Genomic DNA, 14,512 nt, shown 5'->3' on the forward strand with positions numbered 1-14,512 from the left:
ACAAACCACGTTCACTTTCGCCGCTTACAACCTGACGCGCATGGCGACGATCTTTGGCTGGCGTTTATCGGCGGTGGTTGGATAACTCCGTCCATAGAGTACGGAAAGCGCTAAAAAATGTCAAAAAACGGCCTGAAAAGTGGCTGAAAACTGCTTTTTAGGAAAAATGCGGCTTCCAGCCCGAAAAATTCGCATGTCTGGCGACAAAATCCGAAGGACTGGGGTCCTTTTTCAACACCCTGTTAACCGTTTTACATCTGGCGGAACAGATGGGCATATAAGGGACTGACGCGCAGTTGCGCCGGATGCTGGCGCAGGGTCAGCGACAGCTTGCCCGCGTCGTCGCGCACGGCCGTGGCGATGGCGCTGGCATTGACGATGGTGCCCCGGTGGATTTGCCAGAATTGTTGCGGGTCCAACTGGGGCAGCAACTCCTTCAGGCTCGTGCGTATCAGCGCTTCGCTGTCCTGGCAGACGACGTTGATGTATTTGTCCAGCGCTTCGAAATACACGACGTCGGCCAGCGCGATCATGCGCACGCTGTTGCCGACTGCCGCCCGTATCATTTGCAGGCGCGGCGCGGGTGGCAGCATGGCTTGCAGTTGGCTCAGCAGGCGGGCCAGGTTGTCGTCGCTGGCGGACGCTGTTTGCGTCGCCGCCATGGGGGCCAGCGTGGTGCTTGCCGCTGGTGCTGCCGTTACTGTAGCGCTTGTACCGCTGCCGCCGGCGTTGTCGCGCAAGCGCTGCTGCAGGCGTTCCACCGTCTTCCCCAGGCGCGCATCGTTGACGGGTTTTAAAACGTAGTCGGCGGCCGCATGTTCGAAGGCGGCCAGCGCGTATTCGTCATAGGCCGTGACAAACACGATGTAGGGGAAAGGCACGCCGTCGGGCCACTGTTCTGCCATCTCCTCGGCCGCTTCCAGGCCCGTCTTGCCTGGCATCTTGATGTCGAGAAATAGTATGTCGGGCTGCAGCGCCAGGCCTTGTTGCAAGGCTTGCACGCCGTTCGGGCAGGTGGCGACGATGTCGAGTTCCGGCCATAGCCGCTGCAAGGCGTGTGCGAGGGCGGCGGCAAGGATGGGTTCATCTTCGGCGATCAGGGCGCGTGGCGCGCGCAGGGTGTGTTGGCTCATGCGAGGGGGCTCGTGATGGTGGGTGGAAGGGGGAGTGTCAGGCGGGCGATCACGCCTGCCGGATGGTTGGCGGCCAGCGACAGGCTGGCGCAATCGCCATGCATGCCGTGCAGGCGTTCGCGGATATTCGCCACGCCCAGGTGCGTGCCCTTGCTCTGGCCCGGATGCGCGAGGCCCAGGCCATCGTCGCTGACGGTGAGCAGCAGCATGCCGCCGTCCATGCAGGCCTGCACATGGATATGGCCGCCTTCGATCTTCGGTTCCAGGCCGTGCTGGATGGCGTTTTCCACCAGCGGTTGCAGCAGCATGGGCGGCACCTTGATTTGGCGCAAGGCCTCGGGCAAGTCCAGTGTAAAGCGCAGGCGCGCGCCCATGCGGATGGACATCAGGCCCAGGTAGGCTTGCATCAGGGAGAACTCCTGTCCCAGGGTGGTGGACCCGGCGCGCGAGGAGGAAAGGGTGGCGCGCAAATACTGGATCAATTGATCGAGCAGCAACTGGGCACGGTCGGGGTCGAAGCTGATCAGGCCCTGCAGGTTGGCCAGGGTATTGAACAGCATGTGCGGTTCGATCTGCGCCTGCAGCAGTTGCAGTTGCGCTTGCATGGCCTGGCGCGCTACGGATTCGGCGCGGGCCTTTTCCTGGGCTGCTTCCATTTGCAGGCGAGCAATTTTTTCTCGGCTGGAGAAAAACAGCACGGCGCCGCCAGTGGCCAGCAGGGTGAACACGAGCGTGCCCATCATTTGCGTAGGCAGCATGTTCTCGATGCCGCCCACCTCCACGCCCGTCAGCCAGCTGAACAGGCCCAGGCCCAGCATTTGCGCCGCAGGCACGGAAATCAGGATGATGAGCATGAAGGGCAGGAATTTCGGGCGGTGGCCTTCGCCCCACAGGGTCAGGCGCATGCCGTCGATCAGCAGGAAGGCGATCGTGCCGATGCACATCGAGGCGACCAGGTTTTGTCCGAAATGGCTGCCCGGATTGAGGATGAAGGTGATGACCAGTGCGCAGATCACGTTCAACGCCAGCGCATAGCGCGCGTCGTGCAGCATGCGGTAGTAGGGCGAGCGGCGCTTGGCGGGGGCGTTGGCGGAGGGAGCGTCGGATTTCATGTCAGTGTCTGCTGGTAGCGATGGGGCATTGTGTGCCAGCGCAGGCCAGGGCGCAACAGGACTGCGACGAAACGGGGTAGTCGCGCCGCCATTCGCAGCGGCGCGTCGCGAAACGGGGCCGCTTTACTTTTCAGGACGGGCGCGGGATAGTATGGCAAAACAGTCTTGAAACGCTAGATTTGCAACAAAGGAAATCCCCATGTGGCCCTATCCACGCACCCTGGCGCACCGCGGCGGCGGCACCCTGGCGCCTGAAAATACCTTGGCCGCCCTGCGCTGCGGCCTGGCGTACGGCTACCGCGCCGTGGAATTCGACGTCATGCTGGCGGCCGACGGCGTACTCGTCGTCGTGCACGACCCCGAGCTGGGGCGCACGGTGGCCGGCAGCGGCGCCATCCATGACTACACGGCCGCGCAGTTGGGGGCCATGGAGGCGGGCGCCTGGTTCGGCCCCACTTTCGCGGGCGAAGGCGTGCCCACGTTTGACGCCGTGGTGGCGTATTGCAAGGCGCAGCGCATCTGGATGAATATTGAAATCAAGCCGGCGCCCGGCTTTGAGCTGGCCACGGGCGAGGCGGTGGCGAGCGCCACGCGCGCGCACTTTTCAGAGGAAATTGCTGCAGGAGAATTATTGCCGCTGCTATCGTCGTTCAGCATTGTTGCATTGGAAGCGGCGCGTCAGGCGGCGCCGGCACTGGCGCGCGGTTGGCTGGTCGAAGCCATACCATCCGATTGGGCGCAAAAGGCGAAGGAACTGGGCGTGCTGGCGCTCCATTGCGACCACCAGCAGCTGACGCACGCGCTGGCGCTGGCCATCAAAGAAGAGGGATTGGGATTGTTTTGCTACACCGTCAACACGCCCGAACGGGCCAGCGAGTTGCTGGCCTGGGGCGTGGACGGCTTTTGCACGGATCGGATCGACCTGATCACGCCGTCCTGAAGATTAAAACGTGACGCGCATTCCCACAGTCAAGTTGCGCCCCATCAACGGCGCCGCATTCTTGATGAATGAAGTGTGGCTGTACGCCAGTGCATTCGTCAGATTGTTCGCCTTGAGGTAGAACTGGGCTGGCGTCGTGCCGATGCGCGTGTCGTAGTTGGCGGAGAGGTTCAGCATATGGTAGCCCGGGGTTGTCGTTTCAAACGCGGCGACCTTGTCTTGCTTGCCCACGCGGTAGAACTCGGCCACGCCGCTCCACGCCTGCCAGTTGGCGTCAACCTTCACGCCGACGCGCTGGGCGGGGATGCGGGGCAGATTGTTATTGTTACCTGCGCCGCCGTCGGCCAGCTTGGCCCGCACATAGTCGCCGAATACGCTGGCGCCGAACATGGGGTTCAGTTGCTGGCGCACTTGCCCTTCCACGCCCGTAAACGTGGCGTCGCGCTGGGCGTACTGGATCAGCTGGAAGCCTTCGTGGCTGTCCAGCGTGCTGCCGAAGATGTAGTTGTCCACCTTGTTGCGGTAGGCGCTGGCCGAGAACGTCGTGGCGCCCGCATATTTGCGCAAGGTCAAGTCGATATTGTTTGACGTTTCCTTGCCCAGGTTTTGATTGCCCAGTTCATATGTGGCCGTGGCCATGTGCACGCCGTGCGCATACAGTTCCTCGGCGCTGGGCAAACGGTGCGTGCGGGAGATGGTCGAGCCCAGCGAATACTGGGGCGCGAATTTCCACACGGCGCCCAGCGACACGGACGTGCCCTTGGCGCTGCGGTCTTGCAAGGTGGCGCTGTCGACGGTGATGTCTTGCCATTCGTGGCGCAAGCCCGCCTCGAAGCGCCATTGGTCGAGCTTGTATTCCTCGACCAGGAAAGCCGCGTGTTTCTTCGTTACCGTGGGCGCCACGTAGGCTTCCTCGCCCAGGGCCGAGAAATCGCGCTTCGACGTTTGCAGGCCGACCACGCCGCGCCAGCCGTAGACGGGATGGTGTTCCATTTCCAGGCGCGCATCGTGGCCCTTGTTCTTGAACGTGGTGGCGATTTCCGAGCCTTCGATTTCATTGTGCTTGTAATCGGTGAACGCGGCGCGCAGGCGCAACTTGGCGAAGCCGGGCACGGGATCGCGCAATTCGCCGCGCACATCCCAGCGCTCGCTCTTCAGTTTCACGTAGGGAACGGCACCGTCTTCGTGGTCATGCTCTTCGCCATGATCGTCTTCCCCCGCACCATGGTCGTGGCCTTCGTGGCCGCCGCAATGCAGGTGCGTGCCGTGCGGGTGGCAGCTTTCGAATTCGTGGTTGTGGCCAGGCAAGCCGTATTGCGCATGCTGGCTGGTGAAGGCCAGGCCCAGGAAGCCGCGTTGACCCACCCACGACACGCCCACGCTGCCCGTGTCCGTCTTGTTGTAGCTGCCGGCCACTTTGGCACCGCCTTCCCAGCCGCTGCCGACCTTGTATTCTTTTGCGTCGCGCTTGACGCCTTCCGCGTGGAAGGCGATGTTGCCGGAGCCGCCAGTGACTTCAAAGGCGCCCGCCTTTTCGCGCGCGTTTGAATTGGCGCGCACTTCCGCGCTGCCTTCAAGGCCTTTCGCCGGCACGCGCGTGGGGATTTTCTTGTCGATCACATTGACGACGCCGCCGACGGCGCCGCCGCCGTAGGCCAGCGCGGACGGGCCGCGCAAGACTTCAATCTGTTCCGACAGCATCGGTTCGGCCGCCACGGCATGGTCGGGGCTGATGGTCGAGGCATCCTGCACTTCGGCGCCATCGGACAGCACTTTGACACGCGGGCCATCCATGCCGCGGATGATGGGACGGCTGGCGCCGGCGCCGAAATGGCTGGATGTGATGCCGGGCTGGCCGGCCAGGGTTTCACCCAGGGTCGCAGCCCTTGCCAGCACCAGTGCCTCGCCTTCCAGCACGGTGACGGGCGTGCTCATGTCGTCGCTGCCCAGCGCCAGGGCGCTGGCCGAGACGGTCACGGCCGGCAAGTTAGCCGTCTGCTGCGCCAGTGCGCTGGCCGGGGTGGCAAAGGCCAGCATGATGGCCAGTGCGAGGGGAGTTGGTTGTTGAGGACGGACGGACATGGGCAAGAATTCCTTTATCGGCTATCGGTGTTGGCGGGGTTTGGGCAGGCTGTTGCCGGATGGGGTGACTGCCAGAAGATGATAATGATAACCCATTATCATTACTGTGTGACAGTTTTTCCGGGCGGTGGAAGAAGGCGGATGGTGTATTCTGTCGGCTATGGAACGCACAACACGTCAAAAAACCGCTATTCAAGCCGCCATCGAGTCGGCCCAGCGCCCGCTGTCGGCGCAGGAAATCCTCGTACAGGCCAGTTTGCAGGTGACGCAGCTGGGCATTGCCACCGTTTACCGCAACTTGAAGTCCTTGGTGCTGGAAGAAAAGGTGCACGTGGTGACCTTGCCGGGCGAAAACCCGCGCTATGAGTCGAACACGGCCGCCAATCACCACCACCATCATTTCCAGTGCACCACGTGCCAGCGCGTGTTTGACGTGCATGATTGCCCGGGCGACTTGAAGCGCATGGCGCCGCAAGGCTTTGTTGTCGAGCGCCACGAGCTGACCCTGTACGGCCGCTGCGCCGACTGCAATGCGGTAGCCGGCGCCACTGGGGCAGTTGCCACCGCTGTGCACGCCTGCGCCAGCGGCCACGACCCGGCCTGAGCGGTCCGGCCGTCCGTGTTGGCACGGACGCAACAATGCCCGTGCCTGGCGCAATTGCCACACCCCATATCACGTATAATCTTCCCTTTAAAGCTGCCGCCACTCTTTGCCAAAAAAACATGAAATCATCTGAAATCCGCGACAAGTTCCTCAAATTTTTCGAGTCCAAGGGCCATTCCATCGTCCGTTCCAGCTCCCTGGTGCCAGGCAACGATCCGACCTTGCTGTTGACGAACAGCGGCATGGTGCAATTCAAGGATGTATTTACGGGCACGGACAGCCGTCCCTACACGCGGGCCACCTCGGTGCAGCGCTGCGTGCGCGCCGGCGGCAAGCACAACGACCTGGAAAACGTCGGCTACACGGCGCGCCACCATACTTTCTTTGAAATGCTGGGCAACTTCAGCTTCGGCGACTATTTCAAGCGCGACGCGATTCAATATGCGTGGGAATTGCTGACCAAGGTATATGGCTTGCCGGCCGACAAGTTGACCGTCACCGTGTACATCGAAGATGACGAAGCGTATGACATCTGGGCCAAAGAAATCGGCGTGCCTGTCGAGCGCATCATCCGCATCGGCGACAACAAGGGCGCGCGCTATGCGTCCGACAATTTCTGGCAGATGGCGGACACGGGCCCATGCGGTCCATGCACGGAAATCTTTTACGACCACGGCGCCGACATTCCTGGCGGCCCGCCGGGTTCGCCTGACGAAGATGGCGACCGCTTCATTGAAATCTGGAACCTGGTGTTCATGCAGTTCAACCGCGATGAAGCGGGCGTCATGCACAAGCTGCCCAAGCCTTGCGTCGACACGGGCATGGGCATGGAGCGCCTGGCCGCCGTGCTGCAGCACGTGCATTCGAACTATGAAATCGACCTGTTCCAGCATTTGATCAAGGCTGCCGCGCGCGAAACGGGCGCCACCGACCTGGAAAACAAGTCGCTGCGCGTGATTGCCGACCACATCCGCGCCGCCGCCTTCATGATTGTCGATGGCATCATTCCGGGCAGCGAAGGCCGCGCGTATGTGTTACGCCGCATCATACGCCGCGCCCTGCGCCATGGCCACAAGCTGGGCCAGACGAAACCGTTCTTCTACAAGCTGGTGGCTGACCTGGCCATCGAGATGGGCGGCGCCTATCCGGAGCTGGAAGAAGCGAAAGCAAACGTCGCCAACATGCTGAAAGCCGAGGAAGAGCGTTTCGGCGAAACTCTGGAAACGGGCATGAAAGTGCTGGAAGCGCAGCTGGCCAAGGATGCCACGGGCATCGATGGCGCCACCGCCTTCACCCTGTACGAAACCTACGGCTTCCCGCCAGACTTGACGGCCGATATCTGTCGCGAACGCAATATCAGTTTCGACCAGGTGGCTTACGACGCGGCGCTGAAGGAAAGCCAGGAACTGTCGCGCAAGGGCGGCAAGACGCACAAGGACAGCAAGGTCGAGTACACGGGCGAGAAAAACAAATTCGTCGGCTACGATCAATTGACGTTCAGCAGCAAGATCGTGGCGCTGTACGCAGCCGGCACGCCCGTGCAAGAGCTGAAAGCGGGCCAGGATGGCATCGTCGTGCTCGACACCACGCCGTTCTACGCGGAATCGGGCGGCCAGGTGGGCGACCAGGGCGTGATCGCCTCGGGCGCGGCGACGTTTGCCGTCAGCGACACCTTGAAAATCCAGGCCGACGTGTTTGGCCACCACGGCGTGCTCGCATCGGGCGTGTTGAAGGTGGGCGACGCCGTCTCGGCCGAGGTCGAGACGGCCAAGCGCGCGCGCACGATACGCAACCACTCGGCCACGCACTTGATGCACAAGGCCTTGCGCGAAGTGCTGGGCAGCCACGTGGCGCAAAAGGGTTCGCTGGTCGACCCCGATAAAACCCGTTTCGACTTCAGCCATCATGCACCGATGACGGCAGAACAGATCGCCGCCGTGGAAACCATCGTCAATAAAGAGATCCTGGAAAACCGCGCCACGCAGTCTCATCTGATGTCGTTTGACGATGCCGTCAAGCATGGCGCGATGGCCCTGTTCGGCGAGAAATACGGCGACGAAGTGCGCGTGCTCGACATCGGCAGCTCGAAAGAGCTGTGCGGCGGCGTCCACGTGCAGCGTACTGGCGACATCGGCCTGTTCAAGATCATCGCCGAAAGCGGTGTTGCCGCCGGCATCCGCCGCGTCGAGGCCGTGACGGGCGAGGGCGCGCTGGCGCTGGTGCAAACCATCAACCGCCGCCTGGTCGACGCGGCCAATACCCTGAAGGCGCAGCCGGAAGAATTGACGGCCCGCATCGTCCAGGTGCAAGACCATGTGAAGGCGCTGGAGAAGGAACTGGCCGCGCTGAAATCGAAGCTGGCGTCCGGCCAGGGCGATGAGCTGCTCACGCAAGCCGTCGATGTGAACGGCATCAAGGTGCTAGCCGCCGTGCTGGAAGGCGCCGACGTGGCCCGTTTGCGCGAAACCATGGACAAGCTGAAGGACAAGCTGAAGACGGCTGCCATCGTGCTGGCCAGCGTGACTGACGGCAAGGTCAGCCTGATCGCCGGCGTGACGGCGGACGCGACTTCCAAGGTCAAGGCGGGCGAGCTGGTGAACTTCGTTGCACAGCAAGTGGGCGGAAAAGGCGGCGGACGCCCCGATATGGCGCAGGCGGGCGGCACCGATGCCAGCGGCCTGGCGAACGCCCTGGCCGGCGTGCCGGCCTGGGTCGGCGAACGCGCTACACAGGCGTAAGCCAGAGGGCATGCGGGGTTTTCGCCCCACAGCCCCTTGAGGCGGCCCGCAGACACTGTTTGCGGGCCGTTTTGCCGTGTGGAATCTCGTTGTGACCCCACAACAGCCGATGAACTATTTTGGTGCAGCGCGTCAATGCCCCTGATTTAGAGTAGTATGTCGAAAATCAGTGCAACAAAACAATGGTGGGATATTGATGATGAGCGACACACTACTTGATACCGAGATTATGGAATTTCACAAAGAACTCGACGCGCGGGGCTTGAATTGCCCCTTGCCGATTCTGAAGGCGAAAAAGGCTTTGTCAGAGCTGCAGAGCGGGGAAGTGCTGCGCATCATGGCAACCGATCCCGGTTCCGTGCGCGACTTCCAGGCTTTCGCCAAGCAAACGGGCAATGCCCTGCTGTCGCATGTGCAGACGGGCACCGAATTCGTCTTCCTGATGCAGCGCAAATAATTCTGCCAGCCGGGGCCGCCGTGGCGCGGCCTGCTTGATACCTTGCCGTGCTGCATTATTTTTGCGTCACTTTCATGCCCTTTTGCTGCCCTGCAGCGTAGCGGCAGACTCCCTTGAAATCCCCAAAACTGGACAGTTTAGATGGATTGCTCTAACAAAAAATCGCACGATCGTGCTTAAATTCGGTTCGGGATTCAAATTTCTCTTATAATCGAACACACAATCAGCACTTGATCCGTCATTTTTATAATTTCCCAAAGGCATAGCTATGAAAGTCTTGGTACCCGTCAAACGCGTGGTCGACTATAACGTCAAGGTCCGCGTCAAGAGTGACGGCACTGGCGTCGATACCGCCAACGTCAAAATGTCGATGAACCCTTTCGATGAGATCGCGCTGGAAGAAGCGATGCGCCTGAAAGAAGCTGGCAAGGTCACTGAAGTGGTCGCCATCTCCTGTGGCGTGACGCAGTGCCAGGAAACCTTGCGCACCGCCATGGCCATCGGCGCCGACCGCGGCATCCTGGTGGAAACGACGACTGAACTGGAACCGCTGGCCGTGGCCAAGCTGGTGCAAGCCCTGGCCGAGAAAGAGCAGCCGCAACTGATCATCCTGGGCAAGCAAGCCATCGATGACGACAGCAACCAGACCGGCCAGATGCTGGCAGCCCTGCTGGGTTGGCCGCAAGCCACGTTCGCCTCGAAAGTCGTGCTGGAAGACGGCAAAGTCACCGTCACGCGCGAAGTCGACGGCGGCCTGGAAACGCTGGCATTGACTTTGCCAGCGATCATCACCACCGATTTGCGTTTGAACGAGCCACGCTACGTGACCTTGCCGAACATCATGAAGGCGAAGAAAAAGCCACTCGAGACCGTCAAGCCGGAAGACCTGGGTGTCGACGTTGCGCCACGCCTGAAGACCTTGAAAGTCGTCGAGCCAGCCAAGCGCTCGGCCGGCATCAAGGTGCCGGACGTGGCCACGCTGGTCGCCAAGCTGCGTACCGAAGCCAAAGTCATCTAAGCGCGGCCCCGCCGTTTATCCAGAACAATTACAGGACACATCATGGTCGCATTAGTTATTGCTGAACACGACAACGCTACCTTAAAGGGTAGCACTCACCACACCGTGACCGCGGCTGCCCAGTGCGGCGGCGACGTGCACGTGCTCGTCGCTGGCTCGAACGCCTCGGCCGCTGTCGCTGCCGCCGCGCAAATCGCCGGCGTGACGAAAGTCATCGTGGCCGACGCGCCATACTTCGCCGACGGCCTGGCCGAAAACGTGGCCGAGCAAGTGCTGGCCATCGCCGGCAACTACAGCCACATCCTGGCTCCCGCTACCGCCTACGGCAAGAACATCCTGCCGCGCGTGGCTGCCAAGCTGGACGTGGCGCAAATCTCGGAAATCACCAAGGTCGACTCGCCTGACACCTTCGAGCGCCCGATCTACGCCGGTAACGCCATTGCCACCGTGCAATCTGGCGACAAGGTCAAGGTCATCACCGTGCGCACCACCGGTTTCGATGCGGCTGCCGCCACCGGCGGTTCGGCTGCCACCGAAACCGTCGCCGCCGTTGCCGACGCGGGCAAATCGGCCTTCGTGGGCCGCGAACTGGCCAAGTCCGACCGTCCTGAACTGACCGCCGCGAAAATCATCGTGTCGGGCGGCCGTGGCATGGGTTCGGCCGAGAACTTCCACATCCTGGAACCGCTGGCCGACAAGCTGGGCGCCGCCATGGGTGCCTCGCGCGCCGCCGTCGACGCCGGCTTCGTGCCGAACGACTGGCAAGTGGGCCAGACGGGCAAGATCGTCGCGCCAGCGCTGTACATCGCCGTCGGTATCTCGGGCGCGATCCAGCATCTGGCCGGCATGAAAGACTCGAAAACCATCGTTGCCATCAACAAGGATCCGGAAGCGCCGATCTTTGCCGTGGCCGACTACGGCATCGTGGGCGATCTGTTCGAAATCGTGCCGCAACTGGTCAAGGAACTGGGTTAATTTCAACCCGTCCCGGTTTTGTTACTGACAAAGCCACGCCGGCCCGCCCCACACGGCGAGCCGCGCGTGGCTTTTTTCTTGGAGAGAGACGATGAGCTATCAAGCCCCGCTGAAAGACATGTTGTTCGTGATGAAAGAACTGGCCGGCCTGGCCGAAATCCATACTTTACCTGGCTGCGAAGACGCCACGCCCGACACGGCCGAGGCCGTGCTGGAAGAGAACGCCAAATTCTGCAGTGCCGTGGTGGCCCCCCTGAACTGGCCCAGCGACAAGGAACCGAGCTTCTGGCACGACGGCCAGGTCACCACCTCGAAAGGCTTCAAGGAAGCCTTCAAGGCCTACGGTGAAGCGGGCTGGCAGGGCGTACAGCATCCGACCGAGTTCGGCGGCCAGGGCTTGCCCAAGCTGCTGGCCACGCCGTGCATCGAAATGCTGAATTCGGCCAGCATCTCGTTTGCCCTCGTGGCCCTGCTGTCGGACGGCGCCATCGAAGCGCTGTTGACGGCCGGCAGCGATGAACAGAAGGCGGTCTACCTGGAAAACCTGGTGTCGGGCAAGTGGACGGGCACCATGAATCTGACGGAGCCGCAAGCGGGGTCCGATCTGGCCGCCGTGCGCACGCGCGCCGTGCCGCAGGGCGACGGCACGTATAAAGTCTTCGGCACGAAAATTTTCATCACCTACGGCGAGCACGACATGGCGGAAAACATCGTCCACCTGGTGCTGGCCCGCACGCCGGACGCGCCCGCTGGCGTGAAAGGCATCTCGCTGTTCATCGTGCCGAAATTCCTCGTCAATGCGGACGGCAGCCTGGGCGAGCGCAACGATGCCCATTGCGTCTCCATCGAGCACAAGCTGGGCATCAAGGCCAGCCCGACGGCGGTATTGCAATTCGGCGATCATGGCGGCGCCATCGGCACCCTGGTGGGCGAGGAAAACTGCGGCCTCGAATACATGTTCATCATGATGAACGCAGCCCGTTTCGGCGTGGGCTTGCAAGGTATCGGCCTGGCCGAGCGCGCTTACCAGCAGGCCGTGGCGTTCGCCAAGGACCGCGTGCAATCGCGCGACCTGGCGGGTTCGCCTGGCCCCGTTTCCATCATCCACCACCCGGACGTACGCCGCATGCTGATGTCGATGCGCTCGCAAACGGAGGCGGCGCGCGCGCTGGCCTACGTGGGCGCGGCCATCAGCGACGTGGCGCACCACCATCCGGACGCTGCCGTGCGTGCGGAAAGCCTGGCCACCTATGAATACCTGGTGCCGGTGATCAAGGGTTGGTCCACGGAAATGTCGCAGGATGTCACGCGCGACGGCGTGCAAGTGCATGGTGGCATGGGTTTCATTGAGGAAACAGGCGCGGCTCAGCATTACCGCGACGCCAAGATTCTCACCATCTACGAAGGCACGACCGCCATCCAGGCGAATGACCTGGTGGGGCGCAAGACGGTGCGCGACGGCGGCGCCGTTGCCAAGGCCATCATCGCCCAGGTGCGCGCCACGGAAGCCCAGTTGGGCGAGCTCTCCGGCGCCGACTTCCAGGCCATGCAGCGCCACCTGGCCGAAGGCAGCGCCGCGCTCGAAGCGGTGGTGGAATACGTGGTGGCGAACATGAAGACGGATATCAAGGCCGTGTTTGCGGGCAGCGTGCCGTATCTGACACTGGCCGGCATCGTGCTGGGCGGCTGGCAAATGGCGCGCGCGGCCGTGGTGGCGCAGCAAAAGCTGGGTGAGGGCAGCGGCGACGCCTCTTTCTACAAGGCAAAAATCGCCACGGCGCGCTTCTTTGCCGACCACATCCTGTCGCAAGCGCCGGGCTTGCGCGCCACCATCATCGACGGCAGCGCGGGCGTGATGGCTTTGTCGGAAGAGCAGTTTTAAGTTGCCTCCTTGCCGGTGAAAACCGGCAAAATGCAAAAAAAGCGCTGGAGAGTGATTTCCAGCGCTTTTTTATTTCTAGCAAGAATGCTTGGGAAAGCGTTCAGGCATTCTTATCGGCGGGCGATGCCGTTGCCGGAATTGCGTACCAAGTCGCCAGCCGCCAGGCCAGGGTCCTGGTCAAACGCGAAGTCGGCCTTGGCGCCCGTTTCATATTGCACGGTGACGGTCCACGTCTTGGCATTCTTCATGTGACCTTCGACTTGCTTGCCTGCGTAAGCGCCGCCAGCGGCGCCGGCCAGGGTGGCCAGGTCCTTGCCGCGTCCGCCGCCGACCTGGCGGCCCAGCAGGGCGCCTGCCACGCCGCCGCCGATCAGGCCCAGCGCGCCGCCTTCGCCCGCTTTTTCAGCGACGTTGACTGCCAGCACCTTGCCGCAATCGGCGCAGATCTGATGCTGTGGCTGCTTGGCTGGCTGGCTGGCGTAGGAATTGCCTGCCTTTTGCGCGGCCTTGGCGTTGATGATGGCTTGGTTGTATTCGCCCTTGGCGTCGCGCAGGCATTGCATGCGGGTTTTCGAGGTGGTTTCTTCTGCGCACAGTTTCTTGTCGTCCGCATAGCGCGTGCTGGCTTGCTTCGTGTCGTAGGCGTATTGCGCCTTCGGCGACAGGTTTTGCGCGAAGGCGGATGTGCTGAACAGGGCCGTGATGGCGACTGCGAGGATGAGTGGGCGACGAATCATGATCTTCTCCTAGGGGTGTTGAATGTGCCAGTAATGCCGGTATTGTGACTGCAGTATAGAGGAAAATCATGATTGCTTACCAACACTTACATGTGCGTGCAAGGGGGCGGAGTGATGCTGTTCCCATGGGGAAATTAACCGTAGGCGCCGCCTGTGTACAGCAAATCGAACAGGCGCGCCATGGTGGCGATCAGCACGCCGGCGCCTAGCATCAAGGTAGCGACCAGCACCACGGCCAGGGGCCAGCCCGTGTCCGACAGGCGGCCGGAGGCGACGTTGTAGCGGGCATCCCACTTGTCATCCGGCATCAAGCCGAGGACCAACGCTTCCAGGAAGCCGCCCAGGGCGGACAGGGTCAGCGGCAGTATCTGGTAAAACCAGTCGGCCTCGGGAAACAATTGGCGCAGCAGCAAGGTGGCGGGCAGGGCGGCCAGATGCAGCCAGCCCCAGCGGTCTTTGGCGCCATGCAGGTAGAAGCGGTGCGCGCCCAGCATGCCCAGCAGGAAGGCCAGCAAGGTGGTGAATGCCTTGTTCTTGTGCGACTGTTGCAAAATGGTGGCGGTGGTCATGGGACTCCAGAGTTGCTCATCGGTAAAGATTGCCAGTATCGGCCATCGTCTCGCACAACGATAGCACTTTCCTGTGGCGTTTATGCAATGATTTGGCGTGATTTAATGCCATGGCCGGCACGATAGGCGCAGACGCCTATTGCGTCTTCGTCCACGACTGGTCATAATGTTTGATTAGCCCAAATTACACGCCCGTCATCATAACGCTTGCTGCCTGGCGGTAAAGCGCGCTATAATTTGCGGCTTTTTCCGCCTCAGCACACTT

General features: G+C 61.8%; 12 protein-coding genes. 7 read left to right on the plus strand and 5 right to left on the minus strand.

Features of this window, described 5'->3' with window-relative positions; genetic code table 11:
• Positions 1–251 precede the first annotated feature (251 nt).
• Together CSZ94_RS14045 and CSZ94_RS14050 are read right to left on the minus strand one after the other, a co-directional pair.
• Positions 252–1,133: a LytR/AlgR family response regulator transcription factor gene (locus CSZ94_RS14045; RefSeq protein ID WP_180977476.1), complete on the minus strand. Its 882-nt coding sequence runs from the start codon at positions 1,131–1,133 to the stop codon at positions 252–254.
• Complete coding sequence (locus tag CSZ94_RS14050; protein WP_102122070.1) at positions 1,130–2,245, minus strand: sensor histidine kinase; 1,116 nt, start codon at positions 2,243–2,245, stop codon at positions 1,130–1,132. The genes CSZ94_RS14045 and CSZ94_RS14050 overlap by 4 nt, the downstream gene beginning before the upstream one ends.
• A 199-nt stretch (positions 2,246–2,444) precedes the next feature.
• Between CSZ94_RS14050 and ugpQ the strand changes: the two genes are divergently transcribed.
• Positions 2,445–3,185 carry a glycerophosphodiester phosphodiesterase gene (gene ugpQ / locus CSZ94_RS14055; RefSeq protein WP_102122071.1) on the plus strand — a complete coding sequence of 247 codons (741 nt, stop codon included), beginning with the start codon at positions 2,445–2,447 and terminating at the stop codon, positions 3,183–3,185.
• 3 nt (positions 3,186–3,188) lie between these two features.
• Here the strand turns inward: ugpQ and CSZ94_RS14060 are convergent, their stop codons facing one another.
• Positions 3,189–5,267, minus strand: coding sequence for a TonB-dependent receptor domain-containing protein (locus CSZ94_RS14060; RefSeq protein WP_180977477.1), 2,079 nt, complete (start codon positions 5,265–5,267; stop codon positions 3,189–3,191).
• A 160-nt stretch (positions 5,268–5,427) separates the two neighbouring features.
• Here CSZ94_RS14060 and CSZ94_RS14065 point away from each other — a divergent pair, with 160 nt between their 5' ends.
• The 6 genes from CSZ94_RS14065 (at position 5,428) to CSZ94_RS14090 (ending at position 12,941) form a co-directional block, all read left to right on the plus strand.
• Positions 5,428–5,871, plus strand: coding sequence for a Fur family transcriptional regulator (locus CSZ94_RS14065; RefSeq protein ID WP_102122073.1), 444 nt, complete (start codon positions 5,428–5,430; stop codon positions 5,869–5,871).
• A 119-nt stretch (positions 5,872–5,990) separates the two neighbouring features.
• Positions 5,991–8,609 carry an alanine--tRNA ligase gene (gene alaS / locus CSZ94_RS14070; protein WP_102122074.1) on the plus strand — a complete coding sequence of 873 codons (2,619 nt, stop codon included), beginning with the start codon at positions 5,991–5,993 and terminating at the stop codon, positions 8,607–8,609.
• A 229-nt stretch (positions 8,610–8,838) separates the two neighbouring features.
• Positions 8,839–9,066 carry a sulfurtransferase TusA family protein gene (locus CSZ94_RS14075; RefSeq protein WP_010395510.1) on the plus strand — a complete coding sequence of 76 codons (228 nt, stop codon included), beginning with the start codon at positions 8,839–8,841 and terminating at the stop codon, positions 9,064–9,066.
• A gap of 268 nt (positions 9,067–9,334) precedes the next feature.
• Positions 9,335–10,084: an electron transfer flavoprotein subunit beta/FixA family protein gene (locus CSZ94_RS14080; protein ID WP_102122075.1), complete on the plus strand. Its 750-nt coding sequence runs from the start codon at positions 9,335–9,337 to the stop codon at positions 10,082–10,084.
• Positions 10,085–10,126: 42 nt separating this feature from the next.
• The gene (locus tag CSZ94_RS14085) at positions 10,127–11,059 is read left to right on the plus strand and encodes an electron transfer flavoprotein subunit alpha/FixB family protein (protein ID WP_102122076.1); all 933 of its coding nucleotides are present in this window, start codon (positions 10,127–10,129) and stop codon (positions 11,057–11,059) included.
• A gap of 91 nt (positions 11,060–11,150) precedes the next feature.
• The gene (locus CSZ94_RS14090) at positions 11,151–12,941 is read left to right on the plus strand and encodes an acyl-CoA dehydrogenase (protein WP_102122077.1); all 1,791 of its coding nucleotides are present in this window, start codon (positions 11,151–11,153) and stop codon (positions 12,939–12,941) included.
• A gap of 110 nt (positions 12,942–13,051) precedes the next feature.
• Here the strand turns inward: CSZ94_RS14090 and CSZ94_RS14095 are convergent, their stop codons facing one another.
• The gene (locus tag CSZ94_RS14095; RefSeq protein WP_102122078.1) at positions 13,052–13,678 is read right to left on the minus strand and encodes a glycine zipper 2TM domain-containing protein; all 627 of its coding nucleotides are present in this window, start codon (positions 13,676–13,678) and stop codon (positions 13,052–13,054) included.
• 134 nt (positions 13,679–13,812) lie between these two features.
• A complete protein-coding gene (locus CSZ94_RS14100; protein ID WP_102122079.1) occupies positions 13,813–14,247 on the minus strand; it encodes an NINE protein in 435 nt (144 codons plus the stop codon).
• Positions 14,248–14,512: the final 265 nt, after the last annotated feature.

Origin of the sequence: Janthinobacterium sp. ROICE36, from assembly GCF_002869965.1 — a bacterium.
In the GTDB taxonomy this organism is placed as follows: Bacteria; Pseudomonadota; Gammaproteobacteria; order Burkholderiales; family Burkholderiaceae_D; genus Janthinobacterium.